This window comes from Glutamicibacter sp. B1, assembly GCF_039602135.1.
GTDB lineage: Bacteria > Actinomycetota > Actinomycetes > Actinomycetales > Micrococcaceae > Glutamicibacter > Glutamicibacter ectropisis.
This window is the reverse complement of the sequence record NZ_CP125942.1, coordinates 572,212-598,401: the sequence shown is the minus strand read 5'-3', so window position 1 is coordinate 598,401 and position 26,190 is coordinate 572,212. Positions and strand designations below refer to the sequence as shown.

The window sequence follows — 26,190 nt, the reverse complement described above, 5'->3', positions numbered from 1 at the left end:
GCTTCAGGATCCGTAAGTCGTCCTGCACAAGGTGGCACGGGGCTAAGCTAGAACTTGTGAGCACAGCATCAAAAACCTTAACAATTATTTCCCGTTTGGCCATCATCGTTGCCGTAATTTCGGCTCTTGCTCTGATCGGCACCCTCGTGCTCTACTTCCAGCACATCGCCATTCCGCCGGTGATTATGGCTTTTGCCGTGTGGGGCCTGCCCGTTGCCTTCGTTCTCGCGGCAGTTGTCGTCATTAGTAACATCCTCAAGCGCCGCAACCTCTAGAGAAGCCGAATCAGCAATCATTCAGCAGACTCCCAGACTTCTTGTGCAGACTGGGGTTCATGAGTGCAAAAACCACTGAAGCAAAACTTCTCGTTGTTGATGACGAACCAAATATTCGCGAACTACTCTCCACGTCGCTGCGTTTCGCCGGCTTCGAGGTTGTTGCAGCTGCCAACGGACGCGAGGCCCTAGCCGCCGTTGAAGCAGACGAACCAGATCTTGCAGTACTCGATGTCATGCTTCCGGACATGGATGGTTTCACCATCACCCGCAAGCTACGTGCAGCCGGACGTCACTTCCCGGTACTGTTCCTCACCGCACGTGATGACACCAGCGACAAGGTCACTGGCCTCACCGTCGGTGGCGATGACTACGTCACCAAACCATTCAGCCTGGACGAGGTCGTGGCACGCATCCGCGCCGTCCTGCGTCGTACCGCCAGCGGAGAAGAAGAAAACGCCACTATCATCGTCGCTGATCTTGAGCTCGATGATGACGCCCATGAGGTGCGTCGCGCCGGAGAAATCATTGACCTCTCCCCTACCGAGTTCAAGCTGCTGCGCTACCTGATGATGAACCCCAACCGCGTACTGTCCAAGTCACAGATCCTCGACCATGTTTGGGAGTACGACTTCAACGGAGACGCTTCGATCGTCGAGTCCTACATCTCTTACTTGCGCCGCAAGGTGGATCGACCTGAATGGCCGGCCCTGATCCAGACCAAGCGCGGTGTTGGTTACCTTATGCGCACGCCGGATCGCCGCTAATAATTCACGAAGGAACACAGTAGGCCTTGTAAAGTCTGTATATGAAGTCGATTCGAGCCAAATGGCGCCGTACCTCCATGAGGACAAAGCTCGTCACCGTCATGCTCGGGCTGATGATCATCGCGATCTTCGCGACCGCGCTCAGTTCATCGCATACCTTGAAGATCTCGATGACCAATCAGATCGATGATCAGCTCAACGCTTCGTGGCCCACGATGGCCTATGGGTTGAACAAGGCCTACGTGAATTCCCTGAATAACAACAGCAGTACCGACGGGTCCGGGGACTTTGACCCCACCCTCTTGGGGCTGAACAGCTCGTACGCTGATATTCGTGATGAAGACGGCAAGATCGTCTACATCATGCCACGCTCACGGGTCAGCCCCAGCAACGCTTCTGACCTACCGTTGCTTAATCCTGCTCAAATCGAACAGTTGGCCACCACTCCCCTGGTCCCCTCCACTGTTCCCGGTAGCTTCCCGACCTCTTCAGGCTGGCGAACCATGATGGTGCCCCTGGAGAGCAGTAACCTCAACCTCTTCCTGGCCCTGCCACTAGATACCGTGGACACCACGGTTCGCCAGACCGCGGTGCTGGTGCTTTCCACCGGATTACTGGCAGCTCTGGTGATGTCGATGATCGCTTATGCGCTGACCGGACGATCGCTACAACCCTTGAACAATGTGGAACGCACCGCCTCCATGATTGCCGCTGGCGACCTCTCCCAGCGTGTGACGGATTATCCTTCCGAGACTGAGGTTGGCCGCTTATCAAGGTCGCTGAACGCCATGTTGGCTCAAATCGAGAAGGCCTTCCACGATCGGCAGGCCTCAGAACGCAAGATGCGTCGTTTCATCCAGGATGCTTCGCATGAGCTGCGCACCCCTTTGGTCACCATTCAGGGATACTCCGAGTTTTACCGTTATGGGGGTCTGACTGATCCCGAAGCGTTGGATTCAGCCATGCGCCGCATTGAAGCTGAATCCAAGCGCATGGCCCGCCTGGTAGAAGACCTACTCATGCTTGCTCGTCTTGACGAACAGCGCCCCATGGAGAAGCAACCGGTAGACCTGCTTGTTCTAGGCCAGGACGCGGTGGAAGATACCAAGGTGCGCGCCCCGGATCGTACGGTCAAGCTCGTGGGGCTCACCTCCGAGAGGCCCAGCCCAGCAAGTACCGTGGGCGATGACGCGCGAATCCGTCAGGTCATCGCGAACCTGCTCACCAATGCGCTGCGCTATACCCCTGAAGGCACTCCCATCGAAATCGCTGTCGGGGTTCGTTCTCTGGTTGCCGGGGCGATGGATGCGGTCATTGAGATCAGAGATCACGGTCCCGGTATCCCCGCCGAAGACGCCAAACGAATCTTTGAGCGCTTCTACCGTGCCGACAGTTCGCGCCAACGAGAAACTGGTGGCTCAGGACTAGGACTGGCCATTGTTGCAGCTATCGTTCAGCAGCATGGTGGCTCGGTTGCTTTGGCTGATACCGCCGGTGGTGGCGCCACGATGTCTATTTCCTTGCCTTACGTGCCATTGGTCGAACGCCCGGAACCAGAGATCGAAGACTAAGCTTCGCTCTTCGCGCGGAGGTGTTATCCACATCCGGTCTCCGGATCTCATTTCAGGCCTAACCAACTTTCTACTGTGGTGGCATCGAGTATTCGATATAGCCATCTAGGAAAGGACCAGGTCCATGAGTACGTTCTCCACTAATACCGGTGAAATGCAGGTCAAGTCTCAGGCAGTCATGAATACCATTGATCGACTCCGTCACGAGGTTTCGACAATGCAAATGAATCTTGACCAGTTGCAAAGCACCTGGCAGGGATCAGCTGCCGCTTCATTCCAGTCCATCGTCGCCGAATGGCGTTCCACGCACGTGCAAATCGAGGAGGCACTGAGCAGCATCGCCAGCGCCCTGAATCATGCTTCCATGCAGTACGAAGAAGTCGAACAAGTCAACACCTCACTGTTTCGGTACTAACCAAGAACTGTGCACCGGCAGGTTGATCAGTAGTCTTAGCATATGAGTATTCTGATCGACCCGCCGCGTTGGCCGGCCCACGGCACCCTCTTCGCCCATTTGGTCTCGGATGCTTCCCTTGAAGAACTGCATCAGTTTGCCGCGCAGCAAGAAATTTCTCCTCGTGCTTTTGATAAGGACCACTACGATGTTCCTCAAGAACGCTATGAGCAGTTAGTTCAGGCCGGGGCGAAGGAAGTTTCGGGCAGTGAGCTGGTCCGTGCACTGGTAGCCTCGGGGCTGCGCATCCCGGCGAAATATCGTCCCGAAAAGCTGGACACCATCTTGCGTCGCCGGTGGGCGCGCACCTTACCCACCGAGCCACAGTTGGGCAAGGAGCTGCTCAAGCTCTGGTCTCAGAAGCACCGTTTCTACCATGATCGGGTGCATCTACTCTCAGTTCTTGAAGCGATAGATCTCCTCGGCGAAAAACTCAGTGCTGAAGAGCGTATGTTGCTACAGCTGGCGGCATGGTTCCATGATGCAGTTTACGAAGGCACCAGCGAAGATGAGTTCAAGTCCGCCGTACTGGCCAGGGAACGGCTAGACACGGTCCTTTCTGCCAAAGCGGTGGGGACGGTCAGTGACCTGGTGTTGTTGACGGCCGGGCACAGCCCGAGCGCAACGGATCATCTAGGGCAGATCTTGTGCGACGCAGATTTGGAAGTCTTGGCTCGCCCAGAGCCGGCCTATCAACGTTATGCTGAGGCGATCTATCAGGAGTATGCGCATCTTCCGCGGCCTGTTTTGGCGCAGGGGCGGAGCAAGATTCTTTCGGCTTTACTTGCCAAGGACACGATTTACACCACGCCGGCGGGGCGAGATCGTTGGGAGTCAGCTGCCCGGAACAATCTGAGTAGAGAACTAGAACACTTGCGTACCTGGATGCCCTAGTTCTCGAAGATCGGCGTTAACTACTGATGGCCTGGTACCCGAAGGTACCAGGCCATCAGCCTAGGTGCTGTGCTAGATCAGCGGTGGGGCTTAGAAGCCGCCCATTCCGCCCATGCCACCCATGTCATCGCCACCGGCTGGTGCAGCGCCAGCAGGAGCCGGCTTATCTGCAACAACAGCTTCGGTGGTCAAGAACAGGCCAGCGATCGACGCAGCGTTCTGCAGTGCCGAACGGGTCACCTTCACTGGGTCATTCACCCCAGCTTCCAGCAGGTCAACGTATTCACCGGTGGCAGCGTTCAGGCCGTGGCCAGCGGCCAGACCCTTGACCTTGTCGGCAACAACGCCTGGTTCCAAGCCAGCGTTCAGTGCGATCTGCTTCAGTGGTGCTTCGATACCAACACGAACGATGTTCGCACCGGTTGCCTCGTCGCCATCCAGCTCAAGCTTGGCAAATGCTGCAGCGCCAGCCTGGATCAGTGCAACGCCACCACCGGCGACGATGCCTTCTTCAACGGCAGCCTTAGCGTTACGCACGGCGTCTTCGATGCGGTGCTTGCGCTCCTTGAGCTCCACCTCGGTAGCAGCGCCGGCCTTGAGCACAGCGACACCACCGGAGAGCTTTGCGTGGCGCTCCTGCAGCTTCTCGCGGTCGTAGTCCGAATCGGTGTTCTTGATCTCGGCTGCGATCTGAGCCTTGCGACCTTCGATAGCGTCGGCTTCGCCGCCACCTTCAACGATGGTGGTCTCGTCCTTGGTGATAACGACCTTGCGGGCGGTACCCAGAACTTCGAGGCCTACGTTGTCCAGGGACAGGCCGATTTCCTCGGAAACAACCTGGCCACCGGTCAGGATAGCGATGTCGGTCAGCATAGCCTTGCGACGGTCACCGAAGCCTGGAGCCTTGACGGCAACGGACTTGAACAGGCCACGGATCTTGTTCAGGATCAGGGTAGCCAGGGCTTCGCCCTCAACGTCTTCGGCGATGATCAGCAGCGACTTGTTCGACTGCATGACCTTCTCCAGCAGGGTCACCATGTCCTTGACCGAGGAGATCTTGGAGTTCACGATGAGGATGTATGGATCCTCCAGAACGGTTTCCTGGCGCTCGGTGTCGGTGACGAAGTAAGCGGAGATGTAGCCCTTGTCGAAGCGCATGCCCTCAGCCAGCTCCAGCTCAAGGCCGAAGGTGTTGGACTCTTCAACGGTGATAACGCCCTGCTCGCCGACCTTGTCGAGAGCTTCAGCGATCAGGCCACCGATTTCCTTGTCGCCTGCGGAGATCGAAGCGGTAGCAGCAATCTGCTCCTTGGATTCGATCTTCTTAGCAGCGTCGAACAGTTCTGCGGTGACGGCTTCTACAGCCTTGTCGATACCGCGGCGCAGTGCGATTGGGTCGGCGCCTGCAGCAACGTTGCGCAGACCTTCCTTGACCAGTGCCTGTGCGAGCACGGTTGCGGTGGTGGTACCGTCACCGGCAACGTCGTCAGTCTTCTTAGCAACTTCCTTGACCAGCTCTGCGCCGATCTTCTCGTAAGGATCTTCGAGATCGATTTCCTTAGCGATGGACACACCGTCGTTGGTGATAGTAGGAGCGCCCCACTTCTTCTCCAGAACGACGTTGCGGCCGCGTGGGCCTAGGGTCACCTTTACCGCGTCAGCGAGGGTGTTTAGTCCGCGCTCGAGTCCGCGGCGTGCTTCCTCGTCAAATGCAATCATCTTGGCCATAGTGGCTTACGGTCCTTTCGGGACGATTTTGCGAAAATGCAACCGACAGACAGCGCCCGCGACGGACGAGTGCTCCGGAGCGGCATCGGGCCAGCAACCGTTTCAGCTCTCGCTATCTGAGGTATTTTCCACGCTCCATCCGCCAGCGAGCTATCCGGGACCATTTTGTTCCCTAGGGAACGCAAAGGCCGACCGGCGTTAGCAGTCGCTGCGTAAGAGTGCTAATACAAATATTGGCACTCTCGCATGGCGAGTGCAAGCCGATCGGCTCAGAGCGAAGCGAATTATGAACGAATTATTCGTTCAGGCCCAGCGGGTCATCGGTGCCCAACACCACGGTGACTCGGTTAGGGATGTTACTGGTCTGCAGAACTTCTTCGATATTAAGGACCTCAGCTGCTTTTTCGGCAGTAACGCGGTAGGCCTCCGAGGTGTAGTACACGGCGGAAACGCCCGCTGGCTTAGTCCAGTTATCGGCAACAATGTTGGTGAATCCAGCTTCGGTCATCGCTTCTTCACCAGCACTAGCGACTCCGGCAACACTGGCACCGTTGTAAACACCGATCTTTTGACCAAAGAGAACCTCGGCGTCATCAATCGTGCTTGACGGGGATGCTGACTCACTCGGTGATGCTTCCAGCGAGCTTTCGACCGATTCACTCGGCGATGCTTCTTGGGACTGAGTACTCTCATTAGTGCTCGATCCTGCAAGGCTTTCTTTAAGCTGGGGACCAAAGATGAAGGACGCTGCACCGATGACCAGCACGATCACGGCGGTCAGCACTACCCACAGCAGTTTGCCGCCGGTCGACTTTGAGGCCGCGGACTGCGCCCATCCGTGCGCGTGGTGTGAACCCACACGGGTGTTGAACTCCGGTACGCGATCAAATTCGTCACGCGGGTAGTTGGTCATTCTTGTCCTTGCTCGAGGTCTGACTGGTCACGGCAGGCTGGGTTATCGTCCCGAGCCGACCTTACCGCCCACACGACGTTTTGTTGAACGTGTTCTGCGCAGTCGCTTAACCAGCATCGGGTCGTAGGCCATGGCCGCATCCGTCTCAATCAGTTGGTTCAGCAACTGATAATAGTTGGTTGGCGACATAGAGAACTGCTTGCTGATCGCTTGTTCCTTGGCTCCGGCATACTTCCACCACAATTTTTCTAAGCTCAGGATCTGTTGTGAACGTTCGTCAAGTTCCGAATCTGGGTTCATCACAAAATCAACCAATAACTCGTTCTCAGCCATCCGTTCTCACCTCAGTCCTAGGCTCAGTTCTTGCGCATTTGGGTCATGCAGGTACTCCACCGTTGGTAGACATACCATCGATATTCTAACCAATACGTTTAGCTATCGTCGTGTGGTCGGGCACAGGCACGCCAAAAAACGGCACAATTGCTTCTATGGATGAAATGCAAGACGCCTTGTTTGATGCCCCGCCACCACCTGTTGCCCCCATATATGAGCCAACGGACTTTCCATTTTTCCACGGTGCGCAATCCATGGCCGACCACGGTTTTATCGCACAGGATTGGGTTCCGGCACTGGTAAAGCAAGATCAGAATCTTCGTCAGCTTGCCCTCAAACTTGCCGAGCGCTCTTCCCTGGGTGAAGTTCTACTTCCCGAGCCTAAGGTGATGTTCCGCGCACTTACCTTGCCTTTAGCTAAGGTCAAGGTCCTGATCATCGGTCAAGACCCTTATCCGACACCTGGACATCCCAATGGGTTGGCTTTCGCGGCCAATCCTCAGGTCCGACCGCTGCCACGCTCACTGAGGAACATCTACAAAGAACTCGAAACCGATCTGGGCGTTGTACCGGCGGCACATCCTGACCTGAGCCCTTGGCAAGAACGTGGGGTGCTCTTGCTGAACCAGGCTCTCTCCGTAACTGCAGGAAAAGCCGGCTCTCATCAAAAGCTTGGATGGGAAGCGATACTTGTAGCTGTCCTGGAGGCAATAAACCTACGCGAAGTTCCTCCCGTTGCCATTCTGTGGGGAAAGCACGCCCAGAAGTTCTCCCCCGCGCTCAATAATCTGCCGCAATTGTGCAGCGCCCACCCATCACCGCTGTCAGCCTCGCGTGGATTCTTCGGTTCAAAACCCTTTTCCGAAAGCAATCGGCTGCTATCCGTCAGTGGACAGGAGCCGATTGATTGGTCATTACCGTTGGCCTAGCGGCGACGAATCCGACGCCGTTCTCGACGTGCGTTGGAGGTCAGCGGGCGGCACAACGTTTCGCCGAAGACAACACCGCCGGCGATGGAAAGCATAATTGCCATCGCGTTAAACATCTCAACAAGACCGGTGGACATATCATCAACGTTGATAACGATGCCGTACATGGCGCGGAAGATCATCAGACCTGGAAGCAGGAACATCACTGCTGGTGCTGCCAAAACCAACTGCGGTGAATGCAGTTTGTCCGCGGCAAAACGAGCGGCAAAGCCGATGATGGTGGCAACGAGCGCGGGCAAGGCTCGTTCTCCGAGACCCAAGTTTTGCGCCAGCAACATGATCAGGTATCCACCCACGGCAATTCCGGCGGTGGGCAGCAACAGGCGAACCGAACTCTGCTCGCTTACCGCACCGGCGATGATGGCAACAGCAACCAAAACTACCAACAACCATGCTGGATACTGCGTGGTCACGATCTGATGCACATCAACTTCCTCACCACCGAGCACATCAGAGATGACCAACGCGGCGGCAATTCCACTCAGGATCGCACCATAGATCAGGCTCGCGGAAAACAATCGTCCCACCGCAGTCACCGGGAACCCGTTGATCGCATCTTGCAAGGCTGAAACGAATCGGCCTGAAGGTAGCAGGAGCAAGATACCGCCAGAAACCACGAGCGCCGGATCCAATGGAGCATGAAATTGATGCCCCAGCAGCGCAATCCCGGTAATCACCAGCGTTGAGGCGGCAATGGTGAAGAATTCTGGCACCCGCCACCGCGAACCATAGCGACCAATCTGCGTCACCAGGCTCGATGAGAACATGGCCACCAGTGCTCCGGCCCAAGAACCGCCAATAAAGAGAACAAAGGCTGCTGCGAACAGGGCTCGTCCACTCGCGACCACCCAGCGCGGGAAGGGTTTTGGACGGCGCGTAATTTCCTTCAAGCGCTTCGCCGAGGCCGTACGTGAGACTCCACCGGCGATGATGTCCGACACCAGTTCGTGTACGAGTACAAGCCCCGCGTAGTTGGAGGTATAGGAACGCACCACGCGCAATACCGAGTAGCTTTCGGCATCAGGTGGGCTGTAGTTCAAATGCAGCGACTGGTTGGTGATGTCCACATCGAGGTGACTTAGACCCAGGGCAGCGGTTACCGCGATAATGCTGGTTTCTACTTCCAACGCACCGGCGCCATAACGGATCAAGGTCTCGCCTAAGTCCAAGGCGAATTCCATGGTGCGTCGCGATGACGCGTCCTGTTGATCGTTGACCTTGGGATTGGCGTACGGGGTACCTTGCAGTCGCTCAACGATGTTCAAGGCCTGCGTCGGAGGGGTGTCCGAGATCCACATTTTTGCCAGCAGTGAACGTGCCACTGGGTTGGCACGGGTTGGCATCAGGGTGATACCGTCGTCGGTGGTGTGAACCTGGCCGGTACGCCACTCAATATCGGAGGCGTCGGCCGCCGCGACGTTGGCACTGACCGCGGTGTTCAGCGGCAGCTCAGATGCCATCGGTGGCTCTTCAACGGGGTCTTCCGGGTGGAAGCCCATGTTGATTTCACTAGTAGAAATGCGCGGCAGTACGCCTGCGGATGGCGCCGGGTCTTCGCCGATCTGCGGTGACATTGCACCGTGTTCTTCCTCAGATCGATGCGCCACTAATCTTGCCCCCTCAACCAATGTTTTCCCATGCAATTTACGATACAACCCATGGGTTAGAAGATGGTGTGAACGGGCGTAAATCACGTGGTAGCGCCGAACACATTTTGGGCATTTGAGGCCCTACGGAATATTGGCGGGCGGTTGGTGGTTCCAAGGAAGAGAACTTAGATGCTTTTGCATACAAATTGGAGATCTTCAATGAGTAATATTCCTCTTCTACCCCAGATCGGCGCCGAGACTTTTGGCGACATCAGCCAGGACGCCGAAGGCAACCTACTTTCCCATGCGCAGGTGATTCGTAATGTGATTGCTGAGGGCCAGGCTGCCGAAGCAGCCAATCTGGATTTCTTTGGTGTCGGCGAACATCACCGCGACGATTATGCCGTCTCCGCACCAGAAATGATCTTGGCTGCACTGGCAAGCACCACGCAACGGATCAAACTCGGTACCGCAGTCACCGTTCTCTCTAGTGATGACCCGGTTCGGCTGTATCAGCGCTTCGCGACCTTAGATGCCATCTCACGAGGCCGCGCCGAAATCGTTGCCGGGCGCGGATCCTTTGTTGAATCATTCCCACTGTTCGGATTCGAACTTGATGACTACGAAGAACTCTTTGAACAGAAACTGGACCTGCTGGCGAAACTACGTCACGGTGAACCGGTGATCTGGCACAGCAATCACCGCGCCGCCTTACGCAACCAACAGGTCTACCCACTATTAGAAGATCAGCCGCTGACCACGTGGGTAGGTGTGGGTGGCAGTCCGCAATCTGTCGTTCGCGCAGCCCGTCACGGTCTGCCCCTCTTCCTGGCGATCATCGGCGGCCAGCCTTCAGGCTTTGAAGGACTGGTGTCTTTGTACCACCGCGCACTCAAGGAATTCGGCCACGAACAGCAGCCAGTGGCCGCCCACTTCCACGGCTTGGTCGCGGACAGCGATGAAGAAGCGCTAGAAACTCTCTGGCCCCACTACCAACGAACCATGAACCGCCTGGGCGCCGAACGTGGTTGGCCATCAGCAAGCAAAATGCGTTTGCAGGCAGCGATGGGACCGGAGGGAGCGATGATGGCCGGAAGCCCACAGACCGTGGCCGCTAAGCTCGCCTCGGTCACCCAGAAGTTGGGACTCTCACGAGCCGACATCAAGTACTCCGCTGGAACCTTGCCTCATGAGGCCATGATGCACTCCATCAAGCTGCTTGGAGAAGAAGTGAAACCTCGGGTCCATCAGTTGCTGACGGCCCAAAAGTAGCCTCCGCACGACAGCAGAATATTAACGCAAAAATGCCACCAGCGATGGTGGCATTTTTTGTGGATCTTACTGGACTCGAACCAGCGACCTTTCGCGTGTGAGGCGAACGCTCTAACCAACTGAGCTAAAGATCCAAACTTCGGCTTTGACCACAGGGTCAAGCACCTAAACGATCTTAGCCGGTGATATCTCTTGCACCAAATCGGTCAGCCGCTCCTCGTGGCAAAACATCGACTGAGCGACGCGCTTAAACCAACATTCACGGCAACCTCTCAGCAACAGTATTTGCCACATGATTAGCCCTGAAAAACCGCGCCAAATAGTTTATCTTTGATTCACTCAAAAGTACCTGTTTCCACTTGTCAAAACGGGACTTCAGACTCCATAATTTTTCTAGCTCATCGAGCTCAAACTGGACCCTACAAGGAAGTTGCCGGAAGCCACCGGCATCGGTCCCCTCAAGGCCAACGAAACCGCACCGCAGGTGATGACCTGTGGTGCAAAGCCTCATTTTTCGTTCGTTCTTTTTCTCTAGGACCGTACCCAGTGTTTGAAAATCTCAACTTTTCTTTGTCATCCCTCTGCGTTCTACCAGAGCAGCGCGAAGAATTGGCACAGCTCTACCCAGTCATCGACCAGCGTTGGCACCAGAAATTGGATCGTCTGAGCCTGTTGGTCACGGTCCGTGATCGTGGCACGCTGGTGGCTGCTGGTTTGGTTCACGACTCGATCGTGGCACCCACCGATTCCATGAACGCAGTGGAGCTCGGTTCCATGGCGGTACGTCCTGAATATCGCCGGTTAGGAATCCGCCAACATGTGACCTCCCTGCGCCTGGAGCATGCGGTGCGCTCGGGCAAAACACCGATCATTGTCATTGACGCACAAAACCCCGCCTCGTGGGCCTTCTACGAACGCTCCGACTTGTGGGAACGCGAGCGTAGCTTTGAACGTGATGGGCAGCTGAAGTTCATTTACCGTGCCACTCAGGCTGCAAAAGATTGGGTGGCGAACTTGCCACAGGCCGCCCAACACTGTGGGGAAATCATCACCCCGGTCACCGCAGCTCCTACACCTGCGTACGAGCTGGCTCCAACTTTGCAACCATCACTGGCTGTTACTTTGCCTTTCGGTGATCAGTCGCCGGCGATCCCGGTGATCTAATCCCTAGAAGAGAGAGTCCTGTTGCTCGTCCACCCATTCGTGGCCGGGCAGCGGGGCCACTTCACCGGCTCGGCGAGCGCGAGCTGCTTCATGTAGGTCGATCGGCGTGACTTTGAGAACGGCATCAACCATTGCATTCAGGAACTGTGCGGTGGCAATATCTTCGGGTACCGGCGGGTGCACACAACGCACTTGCGGATCATCCGAGTCATCATCCCAGTCAACCAGCAACAGCCCGGTCGCGGTATACCCAAAGCCATCGCCAAAGTCCCGCAGCTTGCGGATCATGTCTACGGTACGGCGGAAGGCGGCCGGCTCAGTTTCAAGGATGGTGGCCCGCTGCACGAAGAAGAACCCGACTGCTGCCAGCGGATAACGTGCCCGAAGATTCGCTGCGTCACCGTAGGCTTCCTCATAACGGTTGGCCAGGTTCTTGCCGAAGGATGAGGTCATGGCTTTGGTGCTCAGCAATAATTCTGGACCGGTTGACCAGTGGGTCATCACCACATCGGTCTGTTTCATATAGGCCCGACCCAGGATCCTGGCATCGGTGCTCCCGGCTTTGCCGGACATGATTGATTCATGAACCTCGTCGGCGAGGCGTTCTGGCAGTCTACGTAAGAGGTCCAAGATATCGCTGGAAAGCACCCTTGGGGCCTCCGGTCGTGGCCAGACCAGATCCGCATCAAAACCGGCACGACGCAATTCGTGGGCTAACCAAGCGTCAACGCCCTGGGCAAAACGTCCGGAGCGGGTAACCGCCTTGTTGCGCACCGGGATGCTCAGCAGCTGCTCCAAGACCTGATAGGACGGGTTGAATTCCTCGGTGACCGCACCGTTATTCAGCCACGGTGAGTCTTTGGCCGCCGACATCAAAGTGGTATCAAATTCCGCAAATGCCAGGGTCTTCTCAACCACAGGATTAGCCACGTTTATCCCTTCACCGCTTTACTTCTCGCCGCTCGTCGTTCCAGCATGTTCGTCCGTGCCGCCCGGATGGTCGCTACCGCTGCCTTATCCAATGAGAGCATTTGCTCTAGGACGATCTCGTCGACCATTTCGGTCGCCTCTTGTTTTGCCCCGGCAACCAATAGTGCGCGTACCTCAGACTTGATGGCGCGCAATGGTGTTGCATAGTGCTGCACCATCGCAATGGACGGTACCGGAAGCGCATCGGCTTCGCGGGGTTCAACCTTCAAAATTCCCCCACCATAGGAACGCCCGACCATCTCGGCACCCAACATGGTCAAAGTATTCAACGACGCCAACGGCAGCAGTTCCCTGCCCAATTCGCGCACATCTGCACCCAAGTACACACCGTGGATGGAGTTGATATGGTGTACCCCCGCCTCGTTAGAGGTCAGCCGTGGGGTATCGGCATTCATATAGGTCATGAACAGATCCGGCACCGACAATATCGGGACTCGCCACCACGGCGAGCGCACCCGACACTTATAGGCTTGGTCAACATTGGCCAATTCGCCGCTGGCCACCAGATGCTCTCCTGCCGGGCTTGGTGCACCGGCGGGCCTGAACAGGTAGGTTGCTGCGCCCTGATCGCGCAGGTGCTCCCACCCATGCGAATCAAGTTCCAGCCCCCGCAGGTGTCGAGAGCCCGGAGGTGAAATACGAATGACTTCCGTTTCCTCCAGCCCCAGCTCCTGAACCTTGTCGGCGTTGAGCGTGAACCACTTGTTATTTCCGGTGACCGCACCCAGTGAGGTTTCGCCCCAAGAATTGAGCGTCGCGAACTGGCCCTGCGCAGTGGCTGAAGCCAGGATCCCTTGGGCTTCCAGCCCGACCAGCGAGCCGGTCCAACGGTCCGCAGCGCGTTGTGGGACGTGGCGGGTGCCCGATCCCAGCTGTGCAAGGTCGTGGGCATTGCGGAACTGATGCAATCTGAAATGGTCGCTCGGGCCCTGGCCATAGCCCTCGGCCAGCAATAACACGACTTCTTCTTGAGCATCGGCAAACAGGCGCTCTTCAAAGACTGCCAGGTGAACTGTGGCAAAGCGTTCGAGCAGCATGGCTCGTACTACCCCGGCGTAGTTAACGAACATCAGCTCGGCAGGCAGCACCAAAGCCATCCGGCCACCGTTGGCTAGGAAGCTGGTGGCATGAACCACGAAGGCGGCCCAAATGCTGGCTAGTTCGTTCAGTTCCACCCCGGCATTTTTTGCTGCCAGGCGCGAACGTTGACGGTCAGCCCCGCGATGAAGTTGATAACGCACATAGGGAGGGTTACCGATCACCACATCCATGTCGGCGTTGCCGGCGATATCAAAAAAGTTGGCCTGGTTTATCTGCGCGTTGATTCCCTGGCTGCTCAAGCGGTCATGGGCCTGAGCTACCGTAGGTGCGTGTAATTCATAACCATGTAAATGCACCTGCCCTTGGCGCTCCCCCAGTTCACGATGCACTGCTTCAAGAAATTGAGCATCACCACAGGAGGGCTCCAGAACCCTAGCCGGCTGGCCTTCTAGGGCCCATTGCGCCATGAAGGTTGCTACCGGTTCCGGGGTGAAATAGGCGCCCCGCGCATGGCGGGCACTGGCCTGCTCTTTTTGTTCTTTACTCAACACGCATCGATCTTTCCATGGCGGCCAGACAGTTTGGCTGGACGCAAATGACCGAGCCTGGGCGGCAACTTATCCATTGTACTCGGCTCGCCGCTAGAACTTTAGGTCCCTAGTGGGTGGGTTTAGCTTTGCCCTTGTGACGGAGCTTCTGGATCCCCACCACAATCACCGTAATGATCGCGCCCATGATAAATCCTGCGACACAGGAAAAAGCGGTATTCACGCACCAGCCCAGGACTGCGCCGGCTGAACCGGTGGCGTGTGCTACCAGCTCTTCGACGTGGTGCACAAAACCGTACGGCGCGTGCCAGCCCAGCTCATCCATGCCCACCAGCAGTAGGTGTCCACCGACCCACAGCATGGCCACAACGCCAACCTTGCTGAGTACCGACATCACGATCGGCATGGCTTTGACCAGGCCTCGCCCAACTTTCTGCGAGAGCTTGCGCGGTTTGGTGGCCATGTGCAGGCCAATATCGTCCATTTTCACGATCAGCGCCACCGCGCCGTAGACCACCACGGTCATCAGTAGGGCCACAACAATGAGGATCAGGGCTCGGGTAATGATTGGTTCGTGCGCGACCTCGTTGAGTGAGATCACCAAGATTTCTGCAGAGAGCACCAGGTCGGTGCGTACCGCAGAGTTGATGATGGACTTTTCATCACGCTCTTTGCCTTCTTCCCCGGATCCGTGGTGCTTGATCCAGCCAAAAGCTTCGAGCAGTTTTTCCGCGCCTTCAAAAACCAGGTACGCGCCGCCGAGCATCAGGATCGGGGTCAACGCCCACGGGGCAAAGTAAGAGAGCAGTAGGGCGACGGGGAGGATGAAGATCAATTTATTGCGGATGGACCCCAACGCAATTTTCCAAATGATCGGAAGTTCGCGCTTGGGCGAGATCCCCTCAACGTACTGTGGCGTGACCGCAGCATCGTCAACCACTACGCCCATCGCTTTCGTACTCGCTTTAGCCGCACCCATGGCGACATCGTCGAGGGACGCCGCAGTGACTTTCACCAGGGCGGCTACGTCGTCCAAAAGTGCTACAAGGCCTCCGGCCATGGTCAGCTCCTCAAATTGGTGATGAACGTCGGGCCTTTTCTGCCTCTGGCTCAAAGATGATGGTGTCCTAAGAAATTCTACCGGGGGTCGTGTTTATCCTGTTCGAAAGGCACGACTTCTGCGCCGTGATGGTGAGGGGTAAAAGCCGGATACCGTGTGGATTCTTACGGTCGTTGGCTAGGGGGCTCTGTTGTTTTCGACCACGTGATAGCTCAAGTAACTCTCGTCAAACAACGTTCACTCGCAGCTTTGAGCTCTCCACTCATAGCGGATATTTCCGACAACTGAGAAGCTTTTTGATGATTTCAAATCTGTCTTATAGATAACCCGAAGCTGCGAAACTTCAGCATTCTCAGCATCATTCTTTACAGCACCTTCGAGCCCCAACTGCACATTTTCACCGGCAGGGACTTCAATGGGGGCATCTAATGGTGTTAGCCTCTTCGCGGATTCGTTGAAGTCTGCCTCTGTGAGGCTCTCATTAGTCCACGCCATCAAGCTAGCCTCACCTTCAGGTAGCGGTGCTGCCATAGACCGCTTTGATTCCCAACCTTTAGCCTCTACAGCCTGCACGTCTGCGATCCATAGCGGAGCATCTGAAGTGTTAGCTGCTACATCCCCGACAAAATTTTGCTCGTGGAATACTCCGCACCAAGTGTTTTCAACGTCGCCTTCAGGAACGCCTAGGTCCAGTGCGCCCGTCTGAGTGGCTTGGACCCCACCACAAGCGGAAAGAGTGCAGATAGCTGTTGCAGCAAGGCAGCCTGAATAGATCTTGCGTATCATCATTTGAACTTAATGCTACCGGGATTCTGCGCCGATCCATCCCGATGACTGCACAGTTTCCACTCATTTTGGGCTCTTCAATCTTAAGATGCTTCCCGAAAATAAGGGGCTAAAAGCCAAAAGGGGGGTAGGCTCTTTTGGGCCCATTACCCGTACCTTTGGCATTGCGGTTGGGCACGAAAAAATCCCCGGAATCACGCGGGTAAATGCGTGTCCTCCGAGGATTTAGTGGAGCCCCCTACCGGATTCGAACCGGTGACCTTCAGTTTACAAGACAGACGCTCTGGCCAGCTGAGCTAAGGGGGCGTACCGAATAAGAATATCGGAAAACCCCACTAGTCTGCGAATCGACAGGGCACAGCGGGAAATACCAAAGGGGAAGAAAACCACGGATGGCTTTCTTCCCCTTTATCTTGGTGCGAGATCAATATGGAATACTACCTGATCGCCCCAAGTTGTCCAGAGCTACTTCTGGAATTACTTATTAGCCTTGATCGCTTCTTCAACCTTGGTTGGGAAGTCATCGGTGCCCAGAGCAAGTTCCTTGCCCTGGATGAAGATTGAAGGGGTTCCCTTCACTCCGTCGTACTGACCAGCAGTGGTCGCGTACTGAACGAATGGGCGGAACTTATCACTGGTGATGCAGTCTTTCACCGATGCGTCAGCACCGTTGTCGATGGCCATCTGCGCGAGTTCAGCATTCTTCATTTCGCCCTCTGGGTAGTGACCCCACAGAGCCTTCACGAACTTCATGTACGCAGTTGGGCTGACGTCGGCCACGCAAGCCAGAGCATTAGCGCCACGCGATGAGTAGTTAGTTGCCGAACCACCATCAAGGTAGCCAACGTTGCGGTATTCAACGGTCACGTCGCCGCTGGCCAGCCAATTATCGATCTGATCGCCGTAGGTGGCTTCGAAGTCTGCACAGTGCACACAGTTAGCATCCACGTACATGGTGATGTTGATCGGGTCGCCCTTATCGGCAACGATCAGGTCACGTGGCTTAGCAGCATCCAACTGTTCGGTTGGAGCGGTTAGGCTCGTTACATCCACACTGTCAACGGTTTTCGTCCCGACCGAGTCAGGGGAAGTCACCAGAATGCCACCGGCGGCAGTTGCGCCCTGAGGAGTGGCACCAGTGTCTGAGATCTTCGTTGCGTTATTGCGAACGATCAGGGTCACGACCAGTGCAATAACAACTACGACAGCGACGAGAACGCCGATTTTCACCATCAGTGACTTACGTTTCTGAGCGGCTTCTTGACTTGCCCGAAGCTGAGCAGCCTTTTCGCGGGCGCTCGCGTTGCGCTGCGCCTTCGTTGGGCGCGGGTTATTCGTAGACATAAATTTGGGGGTTCCTCAGTCAGCGGAGAACGGTCATCTGGCTCCAGCTTAGCCAATTCTTCGCGCAAATATCCCTGAATACCCCAGATTCACCCCGCTTCACAGGAGTCACATATCTTGCACATACAGCGCCCAAAGGGCACCGACAGCATCTAGTTGAGCATTCAACCAAGTCATCAGGCGAAGGGGCCTTGCAACCTCGACCGGAACCTCGGAAGCATGACCTAGAGTGCAATGCCTCACAATGAAAGATGAAAAATTCAGTATGATTTCAATAAGAGAGAGATCACGCTTCGACTACTGGCCCAATGAGCCAGCCAAAAATCAAATACCAAGCCATTCACTCAGAACCGACGATTCAGCACCCCGCCGGTGCATAGCTTGATCAAACCAGGAGGTTTAAAGTGGGTACCCCAGCACCAAGTCAAGACACCGAGCAGTCCTACGATTTTGTGGTCGTAGCAAACAGACTGCCTGTCGACCGGATTACGAACCCTGACGGCTCCCAAGGCTTTAGGCGTTCCCCCGGAGGCCTGGTGACCGCGCTCGCTCCGATCATGGCAGCATCAGAAGGTGCTTGGGTTGGCTGGCACGGAGGCATCGACGAGGAGCTGGAAAGCTTCGATAAAGATGACATCCACTTGGTGCCAGTTCCACTGAATGAAACCGATCTGGAGTTGTACTACGAGGGCTTCTCAAACTCCACCCTGTGGCCTTTGTATCACGATGTGATCGTGCCACCGGAGTACCACCGTACGTGGTGGGACCGCTACAAGAAGATCAACCAACGCTTTGCGGATGCAGTCCTAAAAATTGCCGCCCCGAATGCCACCGTATGGGTTCACGATTATCAATTACAGCTCGTGCCACAGATGATCCGTCTGGCACGTCCCGATCTAAAAATTGGCTTCTTCCTGCACATCCCCTTCCCAGCAGCCAGCCTTTTCTCTCAGCTGCCGTGGCGGACGCAAATCTTACAGGGCCTTGCCGGCGCCGATCTTGTCGGTTTCCAACGAGAAACCGACGCGTCCAACTTCCTACGCTGCCTACGCCGCTTTACGGATTACTCCACCAAGGGCGATGTAGCTACTCCCTCGGCCGAGAACCAGATGCAAAACCTCTGCCGAGCCAAAGCTCATCCGATCTCGATCGACACCGAGCAGATCGCTAAGCTATCGCGTGACCCACAGATCATTGCCCGGGCGGCACAGATCCGTAATGAGCTGGGCAACCCTAAGACCGTGATCCTTGGCGTGGACCGCCTGGACTACACCAAGGGCATCCGTCACCGGCTCAAGGCCTACGGAGAATTACTCGCCGACGGGCAATTGCGCGCAGGAGACGTCTGCCTGATTCAGGTAGCAAGCCCAAGCCGTGAAAACGTCGACACCTACATGGAACTGCGTGACCAAGTGGAACTGATGGTCGGACAAATTACCGGCCAGCATGACACTCTGAGTCATACCACGTTGCGCTACCTGCACCAGTCCTATCCGTTGCGCGAAATGATCGCACTATATCTGGCAGCCGATGTCTTGTTGGTAACAGCCCTGCGTGATGGCATGAATTTGGTCGCCAAGGAATACGTTGCCGCCCACCAGGACGGACGTGGCGTGCTGGTGCTCTCCGAATATACCGGCGCCGCCGATCAACTCACCCAGGCCGTACTGGTCAACCCGCATGATATCGACGGAATGAAAGACAAGATCATTCAAGCCGTGAATATGGCCGAACCTGATCAGGAAAAACGCATGCGTCGAATGAACCGGCACTTGAAAATTAATACGGTCGCCCGTTGGTCGGATGTTTTCCTCGCGGAACTTGCCGAGATCAGCGCCGCGTCCTCAGCAGAAGCCACCATTCGCTAGGCCCTCCTTCCCACCCACACACAAAGGGATACGACCTTGTCTGAGCTTGACCCACAATTGCAAGAGGCCCTGAGCAGCTTTGCGGCTCAACAGAAGATTCTTGTCGCTTTGGACTTTGATGGGACGATGTCCCCTCTGGTTGATCGCCCCGAAGATGCCCGGCCACTTCCTGAATCGGCTGAGCTTCTCGAAAAGTTAGGAGAGCTACCCGGCGTTTTTACCGCACTGATTTCCGGGCGCAATCTAGCTTCACTGGCCCAGGTTTACCCGCATGCTATGCCTGAATTTTGTATCGGTTCCCACGGCGCCGAACGAAAAGTTCCTCGGGCCTACCAAGAGCAATGGACCGATAAACCGTTGAACGATGAACAACGGGACTCCCTGGAACGGATCACCCAGGAACTAACCAAAGTGGCTGACTCCTACGAGAACGTTTCCTTGGAGTACAAGCCATCAGCAACAGTTCTCCACGTACGCCAGGCAGCACCGCAGGAAGCAGACGCTGCTCTAAGCGATGCCAAGAACTCTCTGGCTGGCCTTACAGGGGCCAAACTTCTTGAAGGCAAGGCAGTTCTTGAAGCGTCCGTGCATCACGGTGATAAGGGCGAAAGCCTCACCTGGCTTCGGAATTTGCTACACGTTGATGCTGTGCTTTTTGTCGGAGATGACGTCACCGATGAAAACGGGTTTAAGGTCTTGAAGCCCGTGGATCTTGGAGTGAAAGTAGGTAGCGGACCGACTGCGGCGAGTCACTATATCGCTTCTCCGCAAGACTTGCCAGTGCTTTTGCAAAATCTGATTTCCATGCGAGACTAAAGTGTCCTATTTCACTTTCACTATGGATCGTCGGGCACGTACCTGCCCGTGAAAGGATTGTCGTCATGGCAACTGTGACCTTTGATAAGGCTACCCGCATCTATCCAGGCGCTCTTGTGCCCTCAGTGGATGCAATTGATCTGGAAATTCAAGACGGAGAATTCCTCGTACTTGTTGGGCCCTCCGGTTGTGGCAAGTCCACCACCTTGCGCATGCTCGCAGGTTTGGAAGAAGTCAACTCCGGCCGAATCCTCATTGGCGATAAGGACGTTACCAACGTTCCGCCCAAGGATCGCGATATCGCGATGGTCTTCCAGAACTACGCTCTGTACCCACACATGACCGTGGCCGAGAACATGGGCTTCGCGTTGAAGATCGCCGGCGTAGACAAGGAAGAACGAAACCGTCGCGTCCAGGAAGCCGCCAAGCTGCTTGATCTGGAACAGTATCTGAACCGTAAGCCAAAGGCGCTTTCCGGTGGTCAGCGTCAGCGTGTGGCGATGGGACGTGCAATTGTGCGTTCGCCTCAGGTCTTCCTGATGGATGAGCCGCTGTCCAATCTGGACGCGAAACTACGTGTACAGACGCGTACTCAGATCGCTTCCTTGACCCGACGCCTCGGCGTCACCACTGTCTACGTGACGCACGACCAGGTTGAAGCATTGACCATGGGCGATCGAGTTGCCGTGCTCAAGGATGGCGAGTTGCAGCAAGTTGGCACTCCTCGTGAACTCTATGACCGCCCACGCAATGTCTTTGTTGCTGGTTTCATCGGCTCCCCCGCCATGAACTTGGTCAAGTTGCAATCGTCTAATGAGCAGGTGGCCTTTGGGTCTACTCTGATTCAGGCCCCAGGTTCACAGGGTGGCACCACGCTAGGATTCCGCCCTGAGGACATCGACATTGTGGGTGCTGGCGAAGGCGCAGAGATCATCGTTGACGTTGTCGAAGAGCTGGGTGCGGACGCCTACATCTACGGCTCTGCTGAGCTCGGTGGAGAAACGCAGGTCATTGTGGTTCGCGTTGATGGCCGTACACCACCGGCACGGGGCCAGAAGCTGAACATCGCGCCTCACCTACAGCACGTTCACCTGTTTGATACAGAAAGCGGTCTGCGTCTCAACGACGCGTAAAGCCCGTGAAGCTCGGAGACCAAGAAGCGATTCTCGGTCTCCGAGCTTTTTGCTTTAGCAGTAGTTAAACATCGAAGGCCCTGAACTCTCGTTTAGGGCCTTCGGCAAATTATGCCCGGCGATGACCTACTCTCCCACACCCTCCCGAGTGCAGTACCATCGGCGCTGTGGGTCTTAGCTTCCGGGTTCGGTATGGGACCGGGCGTTTCCCCCACGCTATGATCGCCGTAACTCTATACCTCATGGCTAACCATGGGAAATCTACGATGTCATTCGCAATTGCGATAACTCAATAAGTCTATCAGTCCCAACGGATACGTGCCAATCCAGGATGCCCGACTAAAGGGTGTCCTTCGCCATATTTGAAGATAAGCAGTCGCCGAATAACTGAGGTCCAAAGGCAAATTGAGCGCTGCATTAGAGTTCGCCGGCGCAGGCGCTGAAGCGCGTCCTGCCGTGCATGGATCAAGTGTTGGCCTGCTGAGCTCTCCATACGCCATACATCGCCTTGTGTAAGCCTATGAGGCAAGTGCAGCGGTGAACTATTCGACGGAGTCGCAGCAGTCGAAGCTGTCGAAGCTGTCGAAGGCGACACTAGCTAGACGCGCGGCCTCTCCCGTACAGCCGGCCCCATACGATTTAATTTGGCAGCCCTGGGCAAAGTGCCAGCCAGCGGTTCCAAAAACTGTCATCAAGAGATGACGAACGAATCAACGCCGTGGGTGCGCGGACGGCTTAAACAGGTGAGGCCCTGAACACCATAGTGTCCAGGGCCTCAAACCATATTCTTTAGGTTAAGTCCGGCGGTGACCTACTCTCCCACACCCTCACGAGTGCAGTACCATCGGCGCAATGGGCCTTAGCTTCCGGGTTCGGTATGGGACCGGGCGTTTCCCCCACGCTATGACCGCCGTAACAATCACGAAGCACACAAACCATTACTCTTGGTCATGTTTCCGGTGTTAAAACTTATCTCATGTTTTTATGGTTCGAGGTTGTTGTCTCGTAACCGCATAGTGAACGCGAACAGCATACTAACTTTGCTAGCAAATTATTGTTTTATAGTTGTGTTGAAAGTCATCGGCCTATTAGTACAGGTCAGCTACACAAGTCTTCAGTCCTTGCTTCCACATCCTGCCTATCAACCCAGTGGTCTAGCTGGGGGCCTCACACACAATAGTGCATGGAAATCTCATCTCGAAGCAGGCTTCCCGCTTAGATGCTTTCAGCGGTTATCCCTTCCCAACGTAGCTAATCAGCGATGCACTTGGCAGTACAACTGACACACCAGAGGTTAGTCCGTCCCGGTCCTCTCGTACTAAGGACAGCCCTTCTCAAATTTCCAACGCGCGCAGCGGATAGGGACCGAACTGTCTCACGACGTTCTAAACCCAGCTCGCGTACCGCTTTAATGGGCGAACAGCCCAACCCTTGGGACCTACTCCAGCCCCAGGATGCGACGAGCCGACATCGAGGTGCCAAACCATGCCGTCGATATGGACTCTTGGGCAAGATCAGCCTGTTATCCCCGAGGTACCTTTTATCCGTTGAGCGACGGCCCTTCCACGAGGTGCCGCCGGATCACTAGTCCCGACTTTCGTCCCTGCTCGAGCTGTCACTCTCACAGTCAAGCTCCCTTGTGCACTTACACTCAACACCTGATTGCCAACCAGGCTGAGGGAACCTTTGGGCGCCTCCGTTACATTTTAGGAGGCAACCGCCCCAGTTAAACTACCCATCAGGCACTGTCCCTGAACCAGATCATGGTCCGAAGTTAGGTGACCGATACAGCCAGAGTGGTATTTCAACGATGACTCCACCTGAACTAGCGTCCAAGCTTCAAAGTCTCCCACCTATCCTACACAAGCTGCACCGAACACCAATACCAAACTATAGTAAAGGTCTCGGGGTCTTTCCGTCCTGCTGCGCGTAACGAGCATCTTTACTCGTACTGCAATTTCGCCGAGTTCATGGTTGAGACAGCGGGGAAGTCGTTACTCCATTCGTGCAGGTCGGAACTTACCCGACAAGGAATTTCGCTACCTTAGGATGGTTATAGTTACCACCGCCGTTTACTGGGGCTTAAATTCTCAGCTTCGCATTACTGCTAACCAGTCCTCTTAACCTTCCAGCACCGGGCAGGAGTCAGTCCGTATACATCGTCTTGCGACTTCGCACGGACCTGTGTTTTTAGTAAACAGTCGCTTCCCCCTGGTCTCTGCGGCCCACACCCGCTCACAACTGCAAGAGCTGATCACGAGGCAGGCCCCCCTTCTTCCGAAGTTACGGGGGCATTTTGCCGAGTTCCTTAACCATGATTCTCTCGATCGCCTTAGTATTCTCTACCTGATCACCTGTGTCGGTTTGGGGTACGGGCGGACTGGGACCTCACGCCGATGCTTTTCTAGGCAGCATAGGATCACCGAATCACCCCACAAATGGGGCGCCTATCAGGTCTCAGAAACATGAGTGGCGGATTTGCCAACCACTCTTCCTACACCCTTGGACCAGGTCAATTCCATTGCCTGGCTCGGCTACCTTCCTGCGTCACACCTGTTAATACGCTGACCTCACTGCATCGGTTCCCACAACACCACACAACAAACAACCCGAAGGTCATCACGCCATGATCCGTCATGGTTAGCATCCACAGCTCAGTATGGGCGGTCCTTCGCCGGTACGGGAATATCAACCCGTTATCCATCGACTACGCCTGTCGGCCTCGCCTTAGGCCCCGACTAACCCAGGGCAGATTAGCTTAACCCTGGAACCCTTGATCATTCGGCGGACGGGTTTCTCACCCGTCATTCGCTACTCATGCCTGCATTCTCACTCGTATAGCGTCCACCGCTGGTTTCCACCGCGACTTCACCCGCTATACGACGCTCCCCTACCCATCCAAACACCCAATCGAAACCGGGTTAATATTTGAATGACGCAACTTCGGCGGTGTGCTTGAGCCCCGCTACATTATCGGCGCGGAATCACTTGACCAGTGAGCTATTACGCACTCTTTCAAGGGTGGCTGCTTCTAAGCCAACCTCCTGGTTGTCACAGCAACTCCACATCCTTTTCCACTTAGCACACGCTTAGGGGCCTTAGTTGGCGTTCTGGGCTGTTTCCCTCTCGACTATGAAGCTTATCCCCCACAGTCTCACTGCTACGCTCTCACTTACCGGCATTCGGAGTTTGGCTAAGGTCAGTAACCTTGTAGGGCCCATCGCCTATCCAGTAGCTCTACCTCCAGCAAGAAACACGTAACGCTGCACCTAAATGCATTTCGGGGAGAACCAGCTATCACGAAGTTTGATTGGCCTTTCACCCCTACCCACAGCTCATCCCCTCCATTTTCAACTGAAGTGGGTTCGGTCCTCCACACGCTCTTACACGCGCTTCAACCTGGCCATGGGTAGATCACTTCGCTTCGGGTCTAGACCGTGCCACTCAAACGCCCTATTCAGACTCGCTTTCGCTACGGCTACCCCACACGGGTTAACCTCGCGACACAGCACTAACTCGCAGGCTCATTCTTCAAAAGGCACGCCATCACAACCACAAGTGGCTGCTCTAACGGATTGTAAGCACACGGTTTCAGGTACTATTTCACTCCCCTCCCGGGGTACTTTTCACCATTCCCTCACGGTACTGATTCACTATCGGTCATCAAGTAGTATTCAGGCTTACCAGGTGGTCCTGGCAGATTCACACAAGGTTTCACGGGCCCCGTGCTACTCGGGTATCAACACTAGAACGGCAGACACGCATTACACCTACGGGACTATCACCCTCTATGGTCCGGCATTCCAACCGATTCACCTATACGCCTGCACCTCATCCCACCAGCAAGATAGCACTGGTACATGTTGACCCCACAACCCCGATGATGCAACGCCTATCCGCTATCACACACCAACCGGTTTAGCCCCATCCGCGTTCGCTCGCCACTACTAACGGAATCACTATTGTTTTCTCTTCCTGCGGGTACTGAGATGTTTCACTTCCCCGCGTTCCCTCCACACAGCCTATACATTCAGCTGCAGGTCACACCACATAACATGGTGCGGGGTTCCCCCATTCGGAAATCCTGGTCTCAACGTCCGGTTATCGACTCCACCAGGCTTATCGCAGATTCCCACGTCCTTCATCGGCTCTTGATGCCAAGGCATCCACCGTGCGCCCTTAAAAACTTCAACACAAAATCAAAGTTCCCAAAAATAATTGAGCAATAAAACAATCTAACAAAATCACACAGACAAGACTCAAACACCCAACAACCCCAGGAAAAGGATCATCAGACTCATCTCATCTGCAAGATGCTCGCGTTCACTATACAGTTCCCAAACAACAACCCCACACCCCCACAACAACACCCCAAACCAACACCAACCCAAAGGCCAGTATCAATCCACCAGGACATCACCGCAGCAAACACAGGACAAACACCGAAACACCAAGAACCCCAACACCACAACAACAACCCCAAAGGATCATCACCACGGTATTAGAGGCTTGTTGCCTCAAAACCCAACAGCATGCCAAACCATACAAACCACACACCACTCACACACCACGTTCCAACACCACCAACAACAACCCCCAAGAGGACCATCATCACCAGTGCGTACTAACAGCACACAAACACCATGCAGCCACAG

General features: G+C 55.4%; 20 protein-coding genes, 2 tRNA genes and 3 rRNA genes. 11 read left to right on the top strand and 14 right to left on the bottom strand.

Going from position 1 to position 26,190, the window contains the following annotated elements:
* Positions 1-56: 56 nt before the first annotated feature.
* From QMQ05_RS02825 to QMQ05_RS02805, 5 genes are all read left to right on the top strand, one after another.
* On the top strand, positions 57-275 hold the full coding sequence (locus QMQ05_RS02825) for a hypothetical protein (protein ID WP_345472831.1): 219 nt from the start codon (positions 57-59) through the stop codon (positions 273-275).
* A 59-nt stretch (positions 276-334) separates the two neighbouring features.
* Positions 335-1,042: a response regulator transcription factor gene (locus QMQ05_RS02820; protein WP_058255578.1), complete on the top strand. Its 708-nt coding sequence runs from the start codon at positions 335-337 to the stop codon at positions 1,040-1,042.
* Positions 1,043-1,119: 77 nt separating this feature from the next.
* Positions 1,120-2,613, top strand: coding sequence for a sensor histidine kinase (locus QMQ05_RS02815; protein ID WP_345472829.1), 1,494 nt, complete (start codon positions 1,120-1,122; stop codon positions 2,611-2,613).
* A 124-nt stretch (positions 2,614-2,737) separates the two neighbouring features.
* Positions 2,738-3,028, top strand: coding sequence for a WXG100 family type VII secretion target (locus tag QMQ05_RS02810; RefSeq protein ID WP_022874761.1), 291 nt, complete (start codon positions 2,738-2,740; stop codon positions 3,026-3,028).
* 42 nt (positions 3,029-3,070) lie between these two features.
* Complete coding sequence (locus tag QMQ05_RS02805) at positions 3,071-3,961, top strand: DUF4031 domain-containing protein (protein WP_334122785.1); 891 nt, start codon at positions 3,071-3,073, stop codon at positions 3,959-3,961.
* Positions 3,962-4,051: 90 nt separating this feature from the next.
* Here QMQ05_RS02805 and groL read toward each other — a convergent pair whose 3' ends face one another.
* The 3 genes from groL to QMQ05_RS02790 all read right to left on the bottom strand — a co-directional run bounded on the left by groL (position 4,052) and on the right by QMQ05_RS02790 (position 6,935).
* A complete protein-coding gene (groL, locus tag QMQ05_RS02800) occupies positions 4,052-5,689 on the bottom strand; it encodes a chaperonin GroEL (protein ID WP_058255582.1) in 1,638 nt (545 codons plus the stop codon).
* Positions 5,690-5,984: 295 nt separating this feature from the next.
* Positions 5,985-6,602, bottom strand: a complete 618-nt coding sequence (locus QMQ05_RS02795; RefSeq protein WP_058255583.1) for a LytR C-terminal domain-containing protein — start codon at positions 6,600-6,602, stop codon at positions 5,985-5,987.
* 42 nt (positions 6,603-6,644) lie between these two features.
* Entirely contained in the window at positions 6,645-6,935 is a 291-nt protein-coding gene (locus QMQ05_RS02790; protein ID WP_058255584.1) for a DUF3263 domain-containing protein, read from the bottom strand.
* 164 nt (positions 6,936-7,099) lie between these two features.
* Here QMQ05_RS02790 and QMQ05_RS02785 point away from each other — a divergent pair, with 164 nt between their 5' ends.
* Positions 7,100-7,864, top strand: coding sequence for a uracil-DNA glycosylase (locus QMQ05_RS02785; protein ID WP_345472826.1), 765 nt, complete (start codon positions 7,100-7,102; stop codon positions 7,862-7,864).
* Here the strand turns inward: QMQ05_RS02785 and QMQ05_RS02780 are convergent.
* Positions 7,861-9,531 (bottom strand): threonine/serine ThrE exporter family protein, encoded by a 1,671-nt coding sequence (locus QMQ05_RS02780; RefSeq protein WP_345472824.1) that lies wholly within the window; start codon positions 9,529-9,531, stop codon positions 7,861-7,863. The two genes, QMQ05_RS02785 and QMQ05_RS02780, sit on opposite strands and share 4 nt — an antisense overlap.
* Positions 9,532-9,732: 201 nt before the next feature.
* On the opposite strand from QMQ05_RS02780, the gene QMQ05_RS02775 reads away from it, so the two are divergent.
* The gene (locus QMQ05_RS02775; RefSeq protein ID WP_345472822.1) at positions 9,733-10,785 is read left to right on the top strand and encodes an Atu2307/SP_0267 family LLM class monooxygenase; all 1,053 of its coding nucleotides are present in this window, start codon (positions 9,733-9,735) and stop codon (positions 10,783-10,785) included.
* A 60-nt stretch (positions 10,786-10,845) separates the two neighbouring features.
* Here the strand turns inward: QMQ05_RS02775 and QMQ05_RS02770 are convergent.
* Positions 10,846-10,919 (bottom strand) — tRNA-Val (locus QMQ05_RS02770).
* 412 nt (positions 10,920-11,331) lie between these two features.
* Here QMQ05_RS02770 and QMQ05_RS02765 point away from each other — a divergent pair.
* Positions 11,332-11,949 (top strand): GNAT family N-acetyltransferase, encoded by a 618-nt coding sequence (locus QMQ05_RS02765; protein WP_345472820.1) that lies wholly within the window; start codon positions 11,332-11,334, stop codon positions 11,947-11,949.
* Between the two features lie 3 nt (positions 11,950-11,952).
* Here the strand turns inward: QMQ05_RS02765 and QMQ05_RS02760 are convergent, their stop codons facing one another.
* The 6 genes from QMQ05_RS02760 to QMQ05_RS02735 all read right to left on the bottom strand — a co-directional run bounded on the left by QMQ05_RS02760 (position 11,953) and on the right by QMQ05_RS02735 (position 17,718).
* Positions 11,953-12,879 carry a hypothetical protein gene (locus QMQ05_RS02760; RefSeq protein ID WP_334122790.1) on the bottom strand — a complete coding sequence of 309 codons (927 nt, stop codon included), beginning with the start codon at positions 12,877-12,879 and terminating at the stop codon, positions 11,953-11,955.
* A 2-nt stretch (positions 12,880-12,881) separates the two neighbouring features.
* On the bottom strand, positions 12,882-14,531 hold the full coding sequence (locus QMQ05_RS02755; RefSeq protein ID WP_345472817.1) for an HsdM family class I SAM-dependent methyltransferase: 1,650 nt from the start codon (positions 14,529-14,531) through the stop codon (positions 12,882-12,884).
* Positions 14,532-14,637: 106 nt separating this feature from the next.
* Positions 14,638-15,588 (bottom strand): DUF808 domain-containing protein, encoded by a 951-nt coding sequence (locus QMQ05_RS02750; protein ID WP_345472815.1) that lies wholly within the window; start codon positions 15,586-15,588, stop codon positions 14,638-14,640.
* Positions 15,589-15,825: 237 nt separating this feature from the next.
* Positions 15,826-16,377, bottom strand: a complete 552-nt coding sequence (locus QMQ05_RS02745) for a hypothetical protein (protein ID WP_345472813.1) — start codon at positions 16,375-16,377, stop codon at positions 15,826-15,828.
* Between the two features lie 226 nt (positions 16,378-16,603).
* Positions 16,604-16,680: transfer RNA gene (locus tag QMQ05_RS02740), tRNA-Thr, on the bottom strand.
* A gap of 171 nt (positions 16,681-16,851) precedes the next feature.
* Entirely contained in the window at positions 16,852-17,718 is an 867-nt protein-coding gene (locus tag QMQ05_RS02735; RefSeq protein WP_345472811.1) for a DsbA family protein, read from the bottom strand.
* A 404-nt stretch (positions 17,719-18,122) separates the two neighbouring features.
* Here QMQ05_RS02735 and QMQ05_RS02730 point away from each other — a divergent pair, with 404 nt between their 5' ends.
* The 3 genes from QMQ05_RS02730 (at position 18,123) to QMQ05_RS02720 (ending at position 21,535) form a co-directional block, all read left to right on the top strand.
* Positions 18,123-19,586 carry an alpha,alpha-trehalose-phosphate synthase (UDP-forming) gene (locus tag QMQ05_RS02730; RefSeq protein WP_345472809.1) on the top strand — a complete coding sequence of 488 codons (1,464 nt, stop codon included), beginning with the start codon at positions 18,123-18,125 and terminating at the stop codon, positions 19,584-19,586.
* 36 nt (positions 19,587-19,622) lie between these two features.
* Positions 19,623-20,402, top strand: a complete 780-nt coding sequence (gene otsB / locus QMQ05_RS02725; RefSeq protein ID WP_345472807.1) for a trehalose-phosphatase — start codon at positions 19,623-19,625, stop codon at positions 20,400-20,402.
* Between the two features lie 65 nt (positions 20,403-20,467).
* On the top strand, positions 20,468-21,535 hold the full coding sequence (locus tag QMQ05_RS02720) for an ABC transporter ATP-binding protein (RefSeq protein ID WP_345472805.1): 1,068 nt from the start codon (positions 20,468-20,470) through the stop codon (positions 21,533-21,535).
* Positions 21,536-21,648: 113 nt separating this feature from the next.
* Here the strand turns inward: QMQ05_RS02720 and rrf (QMQ05_RS02715) are convergent.
* From rrf (QMQ05_RS02715) to QMQ05_RS02705, 3 genes are all read right to left on the bottom strand, one after another.
* Positions 21,649-21,765 (bottom strand): 5S ribosomal RNA (gene rrf, locus QMQ05_RS02715).
* 568 nt (positions 21,766-22,333) lie between these two features.
* Positions 22,334-22,450: ribosomal RNA gene (gene rrf, locus QMQ05_RS02710) — 5S ribosomal RNA — on the bottom strand.
* A gap of 152 nt (positions 22,451-22,602) precedes the next feature.
* Positions 22,603-25,728: ribosomal RNA gene (locus tag QMQ05_RS02705) — 23S ribosomal RNA — on the bottom strand.
* Positions 25,729-26,190 lie beyond the last annotated feature (462 nt).